This is a genomic window from Pseudomonas sp. TWRC1-2, from assembly GCF_049896685.1.
Classification (GTDB): domain Bacteria; phylum Pseudomonadota; class Gammaproteobacteria; order Pseudomonadales; family Pseudomonadaceae; genus Aquipseudomonas.
The window spans coordinates 876,688-892,099 of record NZ_JAFCUU010000002.1; the positions used below are offsets into that span (position 1 = coordinate 876,688).

Annotated in this window: 17 protein-coding genes; 5 read left to right on the plus strand and 12 right to left on the minus strand. The window is 60.3% G+C overall.

Annotation, left to right across the window (positions count from 1 at the left end; translation table 11 throughout):
* Nucleotides 1-52 precede the first annotated feature (52 nt).
* The gene (gstA, locus tag ACP7B3_RS08550) at nt 53-655 is read left to right on the plus strand and encodes a glutathione transferase GstA (RefSeq protein ID WP_426178623.1); all 603 of its coding nucleotides are present in this window, start codon (nt 53-55) and stop codon (nt 653-655) included.
* 125 nt (nt 656-780) lie between these two features.
* Here the strand turns inward: gstA and ACP7B3_RS08555 are convergent, their stop codons facing one another.
* The 7 genes from ACP7B3_RS08555 to ACP7B3_RS08585 form a co-directional block, all read right to left on the minus strand.
* On the minus strand, nt 781-918 hold the full coding sequence (locus tag ACP7B3_RS08555; protein WP_426178624.1) for a hypothetical protein: 138 nt from the start codon (nt 916-918) through the stop codon (nt 781-783).
* Between the two features lie 20 nt (nt 919-938).
* Nucleotides 939-1,208, minus strand: a complete 270-nt coding sequence (locus tag ACP7B3_RS08560) for a hypothetical protein (RefSeq protein ID WP_370003821.1) — start codon at nt 1,206-1,208, stop codon at nt 939-941.
* 228 nt (nt 1,209-1,436) lie between these two features.
* Nucleotides 1,437-2,363, minus strand: a complete 927-nt coding sequence (locus ACP7B3_RS08565) for an aliphatic sulfonate ABC transporter substrate-binding protein (RefSeq protein ID WP_426178625.1) — start codon at nt 2,361-2,363, stop codon at nt 1,437-1,439.
* On the minus strand, nt 2,363-3,376 hold the full coding sequence (locus ACP7B3_RS08570; RefSeq protein WP_426178626.1) for an ABC transporter substrate-binding protein: 1,014 nt from the start codon (nt 3,374-3,376) through the stop codon (nt 2,363-2,365). Before ACP7B3_RS08570 ends, ACP7B3_RS08565 begins: the two co-directional genes overlap by 1 nt.
* 65 nt (nt 3,377-3,441) lie before the next feature.
* Nucleotides 3,442-4,245, minus strand: coding sequence for a sigma-70 family RNA polymerase sigma factor (locus ACP7B3_RS08575; RefSeq protein ID WP_145159492.1), 804 nt, complete (start codon nt 4,243-4,245; stop codon nt 3,442-3,444).
* 108 nt (nt 4,246-4,353) lie between these two features.
* A complete protein-coding gene (locus ACP7B3_RS08580) occupies nt 4,354-5,145 on the minus strand; it encodes a phosphate/phosphite/phosphonate ABC transporter substrate-binding protein (RefSeq protein WP_426178627.1) in 792 nt (263 codons plus the stop codon).
* A gap of 9 nt (nt 5,146-5,154) precedes the next feature.
* Complete coding sequence (locus ACP7B3_RS08585) at nt 5,155-6,084, minus strand: fatty acid desaturase (RefSeq protein ID WP_426178628.1); 930 nt, start codon at nt 6,082-6,084, stop codon at nt 5,155-5,157.
* Between the two features lie 301 nt (nt 6,085-6,385).
* On the opposite strand from ACP7B3_RS08585, the gene ACP7B3_RS08590 reads away from it, so the two are divergent.
* Nucleotides 6,386-6,817, plus strand: a complete 432-nt coding sequence (locus ACP7B3_RS08590; protein WP_145159499.1) for a GNAT family N-acetyltransferase — start codon at nt 6,386-6,388, stop codon at nt 6,815-6,817.
* 66 nt (nt 6,818-6,883) lie between these two features.
* Nucleotides 6,884-7,711, plus strand: a complete 828-nt coding sequence (locus tag ACP7B3_RS08595; protein ID WP_426178629.1) for a class I SAM-dependent methyltransferase — start codon at nt 6,884-6,886, stop codon at nt 7,709-7,711.
* Nucleotides 7,712-7,837: 126 nt separating this feature from the next.
* Here the strand turns inward: ACP7B3_RS08595 and def are convergent, their stop codons facing one another.
* The 3 genes from def to ACP7B3_RS08610 all read right to left on the minus strand — a co-directional run bounded on the left by def (nt 7,838) and on the right by ACP7B3_RS08610 (nt 9,709).
* Nucleotides 7,838-8,377, minus strand: a complete 540-nt coding sequence (gene def / locus ACP7B3_RS08600; RefSeq protein ID WP_145159503.1) for a peptide deformylase — start codon at nt 8,375-8,377, stop codon at nt 7,838-7,840.
* Entirely contained in the window at nt 8,374-9,342 is a 969-nt protein-coding gene (locus ACP7B3_RS08605) for a YihY/virulence factor BrkB family protein (RefSeq protein WP_262210425.1), read from the minus strand. The genes def and ACP7B3_RS08605 overlap by 4 nt, the downstream gene beginning before the upstream one ends.
* Nucleotides 9,343-9,523: 181 nt before the next feature.
* The gene (locus tag ACP7B3_RS08610) at nt 9,524-9,709 is read right to left on the minus strand and encodes a CsbD family protein (protein WP_076015848.1); all 186 of its coding nucleotides are present in this window, start codon (nt 9,707-9,709) and stop codon (nt 9,524-9,526) included.
* 198 nt (nt 9,710-9,907) lie between these two features.
* On the opposite strand from ACP7B3_RS08610, the gene ACP7B3_RS08615 reads away from it, so the two are divergent.
* Nucleotides 9,908-10,285 (plus strand): hypothetical protein, encoded by a 378-nt coding sequence (locus ACP7B3_RS08615; protein ID WP_262210422.1) that lies wholly within the window; start codon nt 9,908-9,910, stop codon nt 10,283-10,285.
* Nucleotides 10,286-10,451: 166 nt separating this feature from the next.
* Here ACP7B3_RS08615 and fadD1 read toward each other — a convergent pair whose 3' ends face one another.
* Nucleotides 10,452-12,143 carry a long-chain-fatty-acid--CoA ligase FadD1 gene (fadD1, locus tag ACP7B3_RS08620; RefSeq protein ID WP_145159507.1) on the minus strand — a complete coding sequence of 564 codons (1,692 nt, stop codon included), beginning with the start codon at nt 12,141-12,143 and terminating at the stop codon, nt 10,452-10,454.
* 390 nt (nt 12,144-12,533) lie between these two features.
* Nucleotides 12,534-14,222: a long-chain-fatty-acid--CoA ligase FadD2 gene (fadD2, locus tag ACP7B3_RS08625; RefSeq protein ID WP_262210420.1), complete on the minus strand. Its 1,689-nt coding sequence runs from the start codon at nt 14,220-14,222 to the stop codon at nt 12,534-12,536.
* A gap of 222 nt (nt 14,223-14,444) precedes the next feature.
* On the opposite strand from fadD2, the gene ACP7B3_RS08630 reads away from it, so the two are divergent.
* Complete coding sequence (locus ACP7B3_RS08630) at nt 14,445-15,389, plus strand: alpha/beta hydrolase (protein WP_370003845.1); 945 nt, start codon at nt 14,445-14,447, stop codon at nt 15,387-15,389.
* The last annotated feature ends 23 nt before the right edge of the window (nt 15,390-15,412 follow it).

A 15,412-nucleotide genomic window follows, 5' to 3' on the forward strand; every position in this document is an offset into this window, starting at 1 on the left:
CGCACGGTGCCACGCCCGCGAGACTGGCGCAAACCCAACGGAGTCGCCTTTGATGAAACTGTATTTTTCCCCCAACGCCTGTTCGCTCGCCCCGCATATCGTGCTGCGCGAATTGGCGCTGCCGTTCGAGCTGGTGCAGGTGAACAACCAGGCTAAAACCTTCGGCGACGGCGAAGACTTCCTGCAGATCAACCCCAAGGGCTACGTGGCGGCGCTGCAACTGGACAACGGCGATGTGCTGACCGAAGCCAGTGCCATCCTGCAATACCTGGCCGACCTCGAACCCAGCGCCCTGCTCGCCCCGGCCAATGGCAGTTGGCAACGCGTGCGGTTGCAGGAATGGCTGAACTTTATCGCCAGCGAGATTCATGGCGGGTTGGCGATTTTCTTCAACCCGGCCATTCAAGGCGAAGTGCGGACGATGTTTGTGGCCACGCTGTTCAAGCGCTTTGCGATTCTGGTGCAGACACTGGAGCGTCAGGACTACCTGCTGGGCGAGCAGTATTCGGTGGCGGACGTGTATTTGTTTGTGGTGCTGCGTTGGGCGAGTGTCCACGCTATTGATTTGCAACAGTGGCCGGCGTTGGCGGCGTTTCAACACAGAGTGGGTGAGCGCCAGGCTGTGATCGAGGCCTTGGCTGCCGAAAATCCATGACCTGAAATGCAATCAACCCTGTGGGGGCGGGCTTGCTCGCGAATGCGGTGGGTCAGTCAGCGCATGCATCAGCTGATACACCGCCTTCGCGAGCAAGCCCGCTCCCACAGTTGATCTGCTTCGTTTCAAAGAAAGGGTTTCAAGCTGCCATCGGTGATGAACGCACTCAACGCCAGCACATCCACCGAGCCCGACCTGTCCTGATCCAGATGCGCCACTTGGCTGCGCACCGCGTCATGGATCCGCCGCGTGCCCTGCCCCAATCGCGATACACCACGCAGGTCTACCGGCGGGTCTTGTCGACCACCGCCAGCGCCTGCCCGGCGTAGTCTTCCACCCGATCGGCCACCGGCGTGTCCACCGCGGCACCGAGCCCGGTGAAGTGGCCGTTGATGCCGCCGCCAGAAATCAGGTGAGTGCGCGGCTCGATCACCGCCTCGCCACGGCCCTGAAGCGCCAGGCTGGCCTGGATGGCAGTGAGGATTTCCTCGTTGGACAGGTTGAGCGCGTCGATGTCCAGGCCGTTGAGAAAGTCGATGTAGATCGGTTGCATGGTCTGCTCACTGATGGGAGGTTTTAGAGCTGGCTGTGGCAAGTGGGCTTGCCCCGCGTTGGGCTGCGAAGCGGCCCCATTCCAGACCTGCGCGCGTCCCCTGATACACTGCGGTGAATGGTTTTGGGGCTGCTGCGCAGCCCAACGCGGGGCAAGCCCGCTCGCCACAACAAGCCCGCTCGCCACGGGAAGCCCAGTCGCTCACAGGAGGCTTGCTGGCCGCAGGATTCAGGGGCCCTTGAACACGATCTGCTGCACATCGACCTTCTTCGGGATCAGGCCATTGGCAAAAAACAGGTCGGCAGTGCGTTGCTGGTTGGCGATGTCGACGGCGTCCAGCGGACGAATCGGCGCGGGTGAGCGGTGTTCGAAGTAGCTTTTAACCACCGCCGGTGGCAGGCCCAGGGTCTTGGCCATCAGCGCAATGCTTTGCTCGGGGTGGTCCAGGGACAGGCGCTGGGCCTTGGCCAGGGTGTTGATAATCGTGCCGACCGCTTGCGGGTGCTGCTTGGCAAACGGGCTGCTGACCACAAAGAAACTGCCCGCCGGGTTGAGGCCTTGGCCATCGCCCAGCACGCGGGCGGAACCGTCGACCACGGCCGCGGAGTAGTACGGGTCCCACACTACCCAGGCGTCGACCTTGCCTTGTTCAAACGCGGCACGACCATCGGACGGCGACAGGTACACCACGTCTACATCCTTCCACTGCAAACCGGCGCGCAGCAGGCTCTTGAGGAACAGGTTGTGTGCGCTGGAACCCTTGAGCAGCGCCACGCGCTTGCCCTTGAGCTCGGCCACGCTCTGAATCGTGCTGGCCTTGGGCACCAACACCGCTTCGGTCTTGCCCTCGTTCGGCTCGACCGCGAAGTACTGCAAATCAATGCCGGCGGCCTGGGCGAAGATCGGCGGGATGTCGCCGATGTTGCCGATGTCCAGGCTGCCGCCGTTCAGTGCTTCAATCAGCGGCGGGCCGCCAAGGAATTCGATCCATTGCACCTGGGTGCCCGGCAGCGCTTCTTCAAACAACTTGTGCTCGCGGGCCAGCACCATGCTCACCGAGCTTTTCTGGTAGCCGATGCGCAACGTGGAAGGTTCGGCGGCGAGCACATGGCTGGCCATCAGCGAAAGAACCACAACAGCGAGGGCTTTGAGCATCAGAGGGCTCCCTTGAGCTTGGCCGTGACATCCGCCGGCACCCATTGCTGCCAGACGTTCGGCTGCTCTTTGAGGAACGCCAGCGCGACCTGGCGTGGCTGTTCACGTTTCTCGCTCATCTGCGCAAGGATGCCGTTGAGCAGGTCGATCGGCAGGTCGACTTTTTCAAAGAACGTGACCAGTTGCGGGTACTGCGCCTTGAACGGCGCCGACACGCCAATCGCCAGGTGCGCCGGCATGGAACGGGTGCCGATGGGGTGCGGGTTGTTGGCGTCGGCCAGGGTTTTCCAGGCCTCGGCGTTGAACGGCGGCTCTTCCAATTTGATCAGCTTGAAGCGGCCGAGCAGCGGGGTGGGCGACCAGTAGTAGAACAGCACCGGTTTGCCGCGGCGGATCGACGACGCCACTTCGGCATCCAGCGCCGCGCCGGAGCCGGTGCGGAAGTTGACGAAGGTGTCGGTCAGGCCATACGCCTTGAGCTTCTGGCTGTTGACGATTTCCGAGGTCCAGCCGGTGGGGCTGTTGAGAAAGCGGCCTTTGCTTGGGTCTTCGGGGTCGCGGAACACGTTCTTGTAACGCGACAGGTCGGCCACCGACTTGAGGTCCGGCGCCAGGGGTTTGATGCCGCGCTCGGCGTCGCCCTTGATCACGTATTCGGGCACCCACCAGCCTTCGGTGGCGCCTTTGACCGTGTCGCCCAGGCCGAACACTTTGCCTTCGCTTTCGGCCTTGACCCATGCCGGACTGCGCCCGGCCCACTCTTCGCCGATCACTTGAATGTCGTCCTTGGCCAGCGCGGCCTCCAGGCTCACGGTGCTGCCGGGCAAGGTGTCGGTGGGCAGGCCGTAGCCTTTTTCGACGATCAGGCGCAGCACTTCGGTGATCAGGCTGCCGCTTTCCCAGGTGATGTCGGCGAAGTGGATCGGTTTGACGGCGTCGGCGGCGTGGGCCGGCTGGGCCAGGACGGTCAGTGCCAGCAGCGAACCACCGAGCAGGTTTTTTAGTGTTTTCATGAGTAGCCTCTTGGAGATTCGATTCACAACGCATTCAAAGTGGGCAGGGTCACTGAGTGAAGCCTTCAGGCCGCATTGACGGTTACCCACAACCCGGTGCGGCGGGTGATGTGGATCGGCAAGGTGCGCGCCAGGGTGTCGAGGATTTGCTGCGGGTTGTCCAGCCGATAAAGGCCGCTGACGCGCAAGCCGGCGACTGACGGGTCCAGGCGCAACACGCCACGGTGATAGGGCCGCAACGCGTCGATGACTTCCGCCAACGGGCGGTCGCGCACTTGCAGCAAGCCGTCGATCCACGCCGTGGCGCCGGCCGAACTGACCCGCACCGGGCCGAAGCCGGCGCGGTCGAAATGCACTTCATGGCCGGCGGCGAGTGGCAGGCAACGGTTGAGCGCGCGGGCCATGTAGTCGCTGACCGAGCGTTGGGAAATCCCCAGTTCGGCGGCGATCTCGGGATACGTCAGGCCATTGAGTTGCGACAGCAGGAAGGTCGCCTTGACCTTGGCCGGCAAGCCGTCGAGCAACTGGTCGATGGCCTGCAAGGCTTCGAGCATGTGCGCCAGGTCTTCGGGAGACGGTGCGGTGCAGGCTTCGTCGTTGTCCAGGGCATCGAGATACGCGCGCTCCAGATCGCGCCGGCGCCACAGCTGGTACATCAGGCGCTGGGCGATGGTGGTGAGCAAGGCGCGGGGCTGGCGTATCGGCACCACGCCTGGCGAATTCAGCAGTTGGACGAAGGTGTCGGCGGCGATGTCTTCGGCGTGGGCACGCGAATCGAGATGGCGGTGCAAACGGCTGCACAGCCAGTCGTAATGACTGCGGAACAATCCGCCCACGTAATCGCTGTGAGAAGTGTCGGCGCCGGACATAGTGGCTCCATCTGAGTAGGTTGCGCGTTATGTCCGGTGTTCCGGTGGAGCGATCCTAGCAAGGCTGCTTATTCTTTAATAATATTTAAAAAGTATTTTTATATAACCTTATTGAAGCTTCGAATAGCCCGCGTTGACCGCCTGTCGCTGGTAATCCAACAGCACGCGGTAGTCGTCTTCGCGGGCGGGCAGCACTTGCTGGATACCCAGCGTGTCGACCACCTGCGGTAAGTCCTGCAACGCCAGGTTCATCGCCTCGCGGATCTGCGCCACGTGTTCATCGCTCAGCTTGAGCGGCCCGATGTAAGGCAAGGTCGGGCTCGGCGCGCTGCGGGTGACGATGCGCAGCCCCGCCACTTCCTGCGGGGCGAAACGCGCCAGGTAGTCGTAGGTGACGCTGTCGATGGCGGCGAGGTCGGCAAGGTTTTCGCGCAGCCAGCGCAGGCTTTCACGGTGGGCGCCGCTGATGCCGACGCTGGCAAAGAAACGGCCGCCGCGCTGCAACGGCGCGAGACGTTCGCGCAGCAGGTTCATGCCGCTGTTGGAGTCATGGCCGTTGATCACGCCACGGCTGTGGTAGAAGTCCGCCAGCGCGGTGCGCGGGTTGTCGTCGCGGGTCAGCAGCAGGCTGCAATGTGCGCCCTGGCTGCTGTGGGCCAACTCGTAGCGTGGGCGACCGATCACGCGCACCTGGCCGCGCAGTTGGGTCATCAGCGGATAGCCGCAGGTTTGCGTGACGAGCAGTTCGGGCGCCAGCCACAGGCCGTGCAGGTCGAGGTGGTCGGCGTTGCGGCGGCTCAGGTTCAGACGCTCGACTATCCGCGCCAACCACTGCTGGTTGGCGCGCTGCACCGCTTCGGGGGCGACGTACATCAGCAGTTCGGCGTAGTGATCACGCATGGGCGTCTCTCAGGCAAAAGGGTGCCGGGGGCTGTCGATGGCCTTCAGGCCGTGGCGGCTGATCAACTGGTCATAGCCCTGCACCACAAACCCGCCGCTGCGCGCCACCCATTGTTCGCGGCGGGCGCGGTAGACGGTGGGCAGCAAGTACCAGGGCAGTTTCGGCAAGTCATGGTGCACCAGGTGCAGGTTGTTGTTGAGGAACAGCCAGGTCCAGGGCCAGGCCGCTTCGTTGAGGACGGTGCGCTGTTCCGGCTGCCGGTGTGGACGGTGCTCATAGTAGGAACGGATCGACGCCAGCGACAAGGCCGGCACGCTGACCAGCAGCAGGTAATGCCACACCGGCAGTGCGCTGCAGTGGGCAATGAAGCTCAGCATCAATAAAGTCACCACGCCGTGGGCCAGCCACATCGGCCACACGTGGGGCAAGCGTTGAAGCTCATGACGCGCCAGTCGGCCAATCGCCAACGGCGCCGCGAGCAGGAACCGACCGAGCACGGTTTTGGTCAACCAATGCACGCGGCGTTTGAGCAACGAGCTGTTGTCCCATTGCGATTGGTTGAGGTAGCGGCTTTCCGGGTCGATGCCCGGCAGCGTCAGGTCTTCATCGTTGTGGTGCAACAAATGGCTTTCGCGGTACAGCGTGTAGGGATACCACACGGCAAATGGCGCATAGCCGAGCAATTTGTTCACAAGAAGCGAGCGGGTGGGATGGCCGTGCAGTAATTCGTGTTGCACCGACAGCCACAGCGTCACCAACGGGATCAGCAGCAGGGTGCTCAGCCACAGGCCCAACCATTGACTGGCGAGCATCACGGCGAACCAGCCTGTGTACACGCCGATCAGCAACAGCCAGGTCGGCCATTCGGTTCGGGCGGTAAAACGGTGCACCAGGGCTTCGATTTCCCGGCGCTGGGTCAGATCAAGGTAGTTGGCCATCGGCAGCTCAGAGCAGGTGTTTCCTGCTCTGTGCATTGAGGCTCGAAAATCTTGCAGACCGTTTGGTTCTAAGCTTGTAACTCAGTGACCGAACAGACCTGTGTCGGACTTCTTGGCTTTTTTGTCGGCGCGTTTTTCATCGGCGGTTTTTGCCGGTTTCTTCTTCGCGGCTTTCTTTGAATCCATACCTTTGGCCATGATGCATGCTCAACTGAAGGGGATGTAACAGTGGGTATACCACCTATTGCCGGGCAGAAGGCGCTTATAATCCCCGGCCCTTGATATTGCTCGCTTGAAGACCATGCCCGAACTGCACCTCGAACCGCTGGCAGCGCCGCTGTGGCCGCTGCTCAACAAGTTTTACCGTAGCCATGATTCGTCGATGAAGGCCATCAAAGGTGGGCGTTTATGGGTGGCGCGCGACGGCGAAATCGTGGCCGGGTTGTGCCTGAGCCCGGTGGTGGGTGGGCAGTGGCTGACCGGGGTGTTTGTGGACCCCGCGTATCGCGGCAATGGGTTGGCGGCGCGGCTGATTCTGCAGGCTGTGGCCGAGGTGGAAGGCACAGTCTGGCTGCTGTGCCATCCGGATCTGGAAGGTGTGTACCAGCGCATGGGCTTCACTCAGGACACGGTGCTGCCACAATCGCTCAGCGAGCGGCTGGTGCGCTACAAACGCAATAAACCCATGATCGCCATGGGGCTTATAACCAAGGGTGAGGTGCACCTCGGATAATGTGTGATCGCCCGGCAGAGGGCCCATGCTAGCCTCGACGGCACAGTGGCCCCTTACAGGATGATCATGAAAACGACGCTTGCAGCTTTGTCCCTCACCGCCCTGCTCGTTCCAACGCTCAGCCAGGCAGCCGACGCACCGATTACCGCCAAGCAGTACGCCAGCGTGCTCGCCGGCAGCTGGCGCGACCCGGCCAACAGCGCGCGCGATGTTTACCGTCATCCGCAGCAAACGTTGGAATTCTTTGGCCTGGGCGCCCAGCAGACGGTGATCGAAATCACCCCGGGCGGCGGCTGGTACAGCGAGGTGCTGGCGCCGTTGCTCAAGGACCATGGGCATTACGTGGCCGCCGTGCAGGCTGCGAGCAGCAGTGCTTACGCCGCGACGTCCGAACAGAACCTGAAAAACAAATTCGCCGCCGACCCTGCGCGTTATGCCAAGGCCGAGGTTGTCGAGTTCGATCCCAAGGCGCCGGTGTTCGGTAAGCCTGCGTCGGCCGATGCCGTACTGACCTTTCGCAATGTGCATAACTGGGTTGACGCGGGCACCGCGCCGGCCACCTTCAGCGCGTTCTACACGGTGCTCAAGCCCGGTGGAGTGCTGGGGGTGGAAGATCATCGGGCCAAGGATGGGGCGGATCTGGAAGCGATCAAGGACAGTGGTTACCTGACCACCGCGCAGGTGGTGAAGCTGGCAACGGACGCCGGGTTCAAGCTGGCGGGGCAAAGCGAGGTGAATGCCAACCCGAAGGACACCAAGGATTACCCCGGTGGGGTGTGGACCTTGCCGCCGGCATTGAAGTTGGGTGACCAGGACAAGGCCAAGTATGTGGCGATTGGCGAGTCGGATCGGATGACGTTGCGGTTTGTGAAACCGGCGAATAACCCGCTTTGAAATGCAATGCAAATGTGGGAGCGGGCTTGCTCGCGAATGTGGAGTATCAGTCACAGGATATGTCACTGATACACCGCCTTCGCGAGCAAGCCCGCTCCCACATTTGGATCTCATTGGGCCTGAAAGCTACTCGTCAGCCTTCGGATCCATGTCCGGAAACATCACTTCGATAAACCCGAACTTGCTGAAGTCGGTAATCCGCGAGGGATACAACCGGCCGATCAGGTGATCGCATTCATGCTGCACCACGCGCGCATGGAAACCCTCGGCGATGCGTGTGATCGGCTCGCCTTTAGGGTCGAAACCCTCGTAGCGAATCTGCTGATACCGGTCTACCGCGCCACGCAGGCCGGGCACGGACAAGCAACCTTCATAGCCCTCTTCCACCACCGGGCTGAGCGGGGTGATCAACGGATTGATCAGGATGGTCTGCGGCACCGGTGGCGCATCCGGGTAACGCTCGCTGGCCTCGAAACCAAAGATCACCAGTTGCAGATCGACGCCGATCTGCGGTGCGGCCAGGCCAACGCCGCCGACGTGTTCCATGGTCTGGAACATGTCGTCAATCAACTGCCAAAGCTCGGGGCTGTCGAACATTTCCGGCGGAACCGGTGGTGCAATACGCAGCAGGCGCTCATCGCCCATTTTCAGGATTTCACGGATCATCGATCAGGCTCAATGGGTGTGGGCTTGGAGTGGTCCCGGCCTAGGCCTGAGACGTGCTGTTTTTCATCCGTGTCAGAAACGTGTTCAGCGGGTTCATCGAACTCTTTTTCTCCCGGGTCCTTGCCTTCAGTCGACATGTGTTCGATCACGGCATTCATCTCCGCGCCCAGCAGCAGCACCGCGGCGGAAATATAGAAGTACAGGAGCAGGACGATGATCGCACCGATACTGCCATACATGGCGTTGTAGTCGGCGAAGGTTTTAACGTAGTAGCCAAAGCCCAGGGAAGCAACGATCCACACCACCACGGCGAGCACCGAGCCTGGCGTGATGAAGCGGAATTTCTGCTCCACATCGGGCATCACGTAATACATGAGGGCCACGGCGAACATCAGCAAAATCACGATCAGCGGCCAGCGCAGGATGGTCCATAAGGTCACCACGAATTCCTGCATACCGATCTGCCCGGCGAGCCACTCCATCACCTGCGGGCCAAGCACCATCAACGCCGCGGCGGCGAGCAGCATGCCGGCGATGCCGACGGTGTAGAACACCGAGAGCGGGAAGCGCTTCCAGATCGGACGGCCTTCGACCACATCGTAGGCGGCGTTCATCGCGCTCATCATCAGCCGTACACCGGCGGAGGCGGTCCACAGGGCGATCACGATACCCACGGAGAGCAAGCCACCTTTGGACTGCTGCAACTGGTCGATCACCGGGTTGACCTGCTCCAGCGCCTGGGGCGGCAGCACCAGTTCCGATTGCATGCGCAGCCAGGTGAAGAAGTCCGGCAGGTGCAGGAAACCGATCAGGGCGATAAGGAACAGCAGGAAGGGAAACAACGAGAACAGCATCTGGTAGGCCAGTGCCGAGGCATAGGTGGGCATTTCGTCATCGACGAATTCCTTGACGGTGCGCACCAGCACCTTATGCAGGGGTAAACCTTGTAATACCGGAAAAATCATAGCGTCTCCTTTCGCCGCAAAAGGGTGAGGTCGTGGGCGACTCAGGGGCCGTTTTCTACATCAAAAGTAGCCTACTTGGCGACTTTGAAACAATTACCAGATTTTAGTTGCAGCATCTGACATAAAAACGGCCATCCGTGGATGGCCGTCGGGCTGCACGCATACAGCCAGCGATTCAGACTTACTTGGTGGCTTTTTTTACCGCATCTTTGGTGTCGCCCACCGCTTTCTGCACTTCGCCTTTCTTTTCTTGAACCACGCCTTCGGCGCGCAGCTTGTCGTTGCCAGTCACTTTGCCAACACCTTGCTTGACGTTGCCGACGGCTTCGTTAGCCAAACCTTTTGCCTTATCCGATGTGCTGCTCATGGTATTTCTCCTGGAACAATCGAGGTTTTTGGTCATTACGTAGAGATTGACCCGAGGCTGTTCGGCAGAGTTTCAATTATTTTTCGACCGGCATTTCATCGCCGCCTGCAGGTTTGGCTTTATGTTTTGCAGCCAACCCACGAGAATGCCCCGCACATTCAGGCTATAACGCTGAATAACAGATCCCGTAGGAAGGTTATGAAACTCAATAAAGCACAGGCTATCGCCCGCAGAAACCAGGAACTGGGCGGTGCCGTACTCGGCCTCAACAACTGCCACTTCACCGACCTGGACCGCAAACGCAACATCTGGTGGTTCGACCTGCCGGTGGGCCGTATTGCCGTGGGCCAGTACGAGTGGATTCACCTGTTGATGCACAACGCCGAGTCCGATCAGTTGCTGCACCTGAAGGTGCCGACAGCATTTTTGCGTGAAAAACTTGAAGGCCTGGTGGTGCGCAATGCAGGCAAGCGCAGCCCGGAGATCACTCTGGAGCTGAGCGCGGACAAGGACTCGTTCCTCACCGATGTGCGCCCGGCGGGTTCGGGTGTGAGCTTCGCGCAGTTTGCGGTGTAAAGACGCAGATCAACAATGTGGGAGCGGGCTTGCTCGCGAATGCGGTGTGTCAGTCGCCGGATGTGTTACTGACCCACCGCTTTCGCGAGCAAGCCCGCTCCCACATTTGGATTGCATTCCAATCCAGGCCAATAAAAAACCCCGCAATTGCGGGGTTTTTATTGGGTTACTTTTTCAGGCCGAGCTTCTTCAGCTCTTCATCACGCAACTCACGTCGCAGGATCTTGCCCACGTTGGTGGTCGGCAACGCATCACGGAACTCAACGGCCTTGGGCACCTTGTAGCCGGTGACATTGGCGCGCATGTGCTCCATCACCTGGTCTTTGGTCAGGGTGGCACCGGGCTTGACCACGATGAAGATCTTGATGTGCTCACCGGATTTTTCATCCGGCACGCCGATGGCCGCGCACTGCAGCACGCCCGGCAAGGTTGCCAGCACATCTTCCAGCTCGTTGGGATAGACGTTGAAGCCGGAGACCAGAATCATGTCTTTCTTGCGATCGACGATGCGCATGTAGCCGTCAGGCTGGATGATCGCGATGTCACCGGTCTTCAACCAGCCTTCGCTGTCGAGGATTTCGGCGGTAGCGTCTTCGCGCTGCCAGTAGCCCTTCATCACTTGCGGGCCTTTGACGCACAGTTCGCCGATTTCACCGAGGGCCAGCTCGACGCCGTCATCGGTGATAACTTTGCACACGGTCGATGGCACTGGAATGCCGATGGTGCCGATCTGGATGTTCTGGATCGGATTGACCGTCGCCACCGGGCTGGTTTCGGTCATGCCGTAGCCTTCGCAGATGTTGCATCCGGTCACGTCCTTCCAACGCTCGGCCGCAGCCAGTTGCAGGGCCATGCCGCCGGACAGGGTGACTTTCAGCGCAGAGAAGTCCAGCTTGCGAAAACCTTCGTTATTGCATAGCGCCACGAACAACGTGTTGAGGCCGACAAAGCCGCTGAACTTCCACTTCGACAGTTCCTTGACCATCGCCGGCAAGTCGCGCGGGTTGCTGATCAGGATGTTGTGGTTGCCGATCAGCATCATCGCCATGCAATGAAAGGTGAAGGCATAGATGTGGTACAGCGGCAGCGGCGTGATCAGGATTTCGCAACCTTCGTTGAGGTTGGAGCCCATCAGCGCCTTGCACTGCAACATGTTGGCGACCAGGTTGCGGTGGGTGAGCATCGCGCCCTTGGCCACGCCGGTGGTGCCGCCGGTGTATTGCAGCACGGCAACATCGCTGCTGGCCGGGCTGGCATCATTGACCGCCTGGCCGTGCCCCTTGGCCAGCACGTCGTTGAACTTGATCGCCTTGGGCAAGTGATAGGCCGGGACCATTTTCTTCACGTACTTGATGACGCTGTTGATCAGCAGGCGCTTGAACGGCGACAACAGGTCAGCGACTTCAGTGACGATCACGTGTTTGACGGCGGTCTTGGGCACGACTTTTTCAGCCAGGTGCGCCATGTTCGCCAGGCAGACCAGGGCCTTGGCCCCGGAATCATTGAATTGGTGTTCCATTTCCCGCGCGGTATACAGCGGGTTGGTGTTGACCACGATCAGGCCGGCACGGATGGCGCCGAACACCGCAACCGGGTATTGCAGGACGTTGGGCAGTTGCACGGCGATGCGATCGCCAGGCTTCAAGTCGGTATGTTGTTGCAGGTAAGCGGCGAAAGCACCGGACAATTCGTACAGTTCACCGTAGGTGATTGTTTTGCCCAGGTTGCTGAAAGCCGGCTTGTCGGCGAAGCGCTGGCAGGACTGTTTCAGTACCGCCTGAATATTTGGATACTCGTCTGGATTGATGTCTGCAGCAATCCCGGCGGGGTACTTATCCTTCCAAAAGTCTTCGTTCATGGAAGCCCACTCCTCAGCGACGCGAATTCATCATCGCATTTGATGCGATTATTATTGGTGTGTGTTTTTTTAAAGGTGAGTCTGGCGCTTTCAAGCAGGCCGAGAAGTCACAAAGCGCGCCGAGAGTAGCAGCTTTGCCAAGGGCCGCCTAGAGCCAAAAGGGGCCCCTACGGTCATAAACATGACTGTCCTACAATATTTGGTCACACTTTAAGCTGCGATGAAATATCCCAGCAAAAGGCTCTGGAATAGGGTTTTCAGGGCAATAAAGAATCTATGTGTAAGGGGGCTTGCCCCCGATAGCGGTGTTTCAGCCAACACATCTGCTGACTGATACACCGCCATCTAGGGCAAGCCCCCTCCCACATTTTGAGTGGATTTCAAGCAGGGTCACGCGATGTCGCGAAGCTCCCTGCGCAAAATCTTGCCTACCGGCGTCATCGGCAGCGAGTCGCGCAACACAATATGCTTGGGCACTTTGTACCCGGTGAAATTGGTCTTGCAGTACGCCTTCAGTTCTTCAAGGCTCACGCCTTGGGTACGCGCCACGACAAACAGCTTCACCGCCTCCCCGGTGCGGTCATCCGGCACGCCGATGACCGCGCAGTTGGCCACCGCCGGGTGGGCCATCACCACGTCTTCGATCTCGTTGGGATAAACGTTGAAGCCCGAAACGATGATCAGGTCTTTCTTGCGATCAACGATGCTGACGAAGCCATCGTTGTCGATCACCGCAATGTCACCCGTCTTGAACCAACCGTCGGCGTCCAGCGCCTCGGCGGTAGCGGCCGGCTGCTGCCAGTAACCCTTCATCACCTGCGGGCCCTTGATGCACAGCTCGCCGCGCTCACCCAGTGGCAGCTCGTGCCCGTCATCGTCGATCACTTTCATCGCTGTACCCGGCACTGGAATCCCCACCGTGCCCAGGCGCGATTGGCTGCCGTACGGGTTGGTGCTGGCCACGGGTGAGGTTTCTGTCAGGCCGTAGCCTTCGCCGATGGAACACCCGGTCACCGCCTTCCAGCGCTCGGCCGTGGCCTTGATCAGGGCGGTGCCGCCGGAGTTGGTGATCTTGAGGTGGGAGAAATCCAGGGTCTTGAAGTCGGGGTGGTCCAGCAGTGCCACAAACAGGGTGTTGAGCCCCAGCAGGCAGGAGAACCGCCACTTTTTCAGCTCTTTGATGAACCCGCCGATGTCGCGCGGGTTGGTGATCAGCACGTTGTGGTTGCCGGTCACCATCATGCACATGCAGTTCGCCGTGAAGGCATAGATGTGGTACAGCGGCAGTGGCGCGATCATCACCTCCTGCCCTTCCTTTACCAGCGGCTGGCCATCGTCGGTGACCTGGGACATGCACGCCCGGACCTGCTGCATATTCGCAACCAGGTTGCCGTGAGTGAGCATCGCGCCCTTGGCCAGGCCAGTGGTGCCGCCGGTGTATTGCAGCACGGCGATGTCATCCAGCGTGACCGGATGCCGGATCACCCCCTGCCCCGCGCCCATGCGCAACGCGCGTTTGAACGACACCGCCCGTGGCAGGTGGTAGGCCGGGACCATTTTCTTGACTTTGTCGACCACGGTGTTGATCAACCAGCCCTTGGCGGCCGGCATGAAGTCGCCCATTTTGGCTTCGATCAGGTAGTCGATCTCGGTGTCGGCGCACACCTCCTGCACCCTCGCACCGAACAGGTTGAGGTACACCAGCGCACGCACGCCGGCATCCTTGAACTGGTGACGCATCTCGCGCGGGGTGTACAACGGGTTGGTGTTGACCACGATCAGCCCGGCGCGCAGTGCGCCGAACACGGCAATCGGGTAATGCAGCACGTTGGGCAGCTGCACCGCGATACGCTCGCCCGGCTTGAGGTCGGTGTGTTGCTGCAGGTAACCGGCGAACGCAGCGCTCTGGCGCTCAAGCTCGGCGTAGGTCAGGGTGATGCCCATGTTGCTGAACGCCGGACGGTCGGCAAAGGCCTTGCAGGAACGTTCGAAGACTTCGATCACCGACTTGTACGTGGTGAGGTCGATGTCATTGGGAACGCCCGCGGCGCGTTTGTCATTCCAGAAATCAGGTTGCATTATTCTTGTCCTCTTACCTGAGTGTGTCCGACCGCTGCAGCGATAAAAAACGTGCTGCTATAAAAAGCGGAGCTTTGGGGACGTTAGCAGCTATGGCCAAACAGGCAAATACAGGAAAGAGCGTCATTAATTGCGTGAATCTTCCTACAAGGGCCTGCACTGATCAGACGCAAGCCCGAGGATGAGCTATACACTGCAACGACCCTGAGCAAAGGAAGCGCCATGAACCACAGCACCTTCTGGCTGACCGCGAATGACCGCAGCCGCCTGTACGTCAATCAATGGCTGCCGGAAGGCGAGACCCGGGCAATCATCATGCTGTCCCACGGCATGGCCGAGCACAGTGGTCGATATTCACGCCTGGCCCAAGCCCTGTGCGGTGCCGGTTACGGCCTGTATGCGCTGGACCAGCGCGGTCATGGCCGCACCGCCGATGAAGGCACGCTGGGGCTGTACGCCGAAAAGGACGGCTGGAACAAAGTGGTGGGCGACCTGGCCAGCCTCAACCAGCACATCGGCCAGCAGCAGCCAGGGCTGCCCATTATTCTGCTGGGCCACAGCATGGGCAGCTACATCGCCCAGGCCTACCTGCTGCACCACAGCGCCAGCCTGAATGGCGCGATTCTCAGCGGTTCGAATTTCCAGCCGATTGCGCTGTACCGCACGGCGGCGGTGATTGCTCGTATCGAACGGGCACGCCAGGGTTTGCGCGGGCGCAGTGCGCTGATCGAGTTCCTGTCGTTCGGCTCGTTCAATAAAGCCTTCAAGCCGAACCGAACGGCGTTTGATTGGCTCAGTCGCGACCCGGTCGAGGTCGACCAGTACATCACCGACCCGCTTTGCGGCTTTCGCTGCACCAACCAGTTGTGGATCGACCTGCTGGGCGGCTTGCAGCAAATCAGCAAAGCGTCCAATCTCGCGCAGATCGATCCGGGCCTGCCGATCCTGGTGATGGGCGGCGAATGTGATCCGGTGAGTGAAGGCAAGCGTCTCAAAAGCCTGGCCCATGCGTTGCGTGAGGCCGGCTGTCAGCACCTGCAATTGAATATCTACCCGCAGGCGCGTCATGAAGTGTTCAACGAAACCAACCGTGATGAAGTCACAGCGGATGTACTGGCGTGGTTGCAACAGGCTCTGACCTTGCGCAGGCCGACCCGCTGCGAATAATTTTTCGTTTAAAATCAAACGCT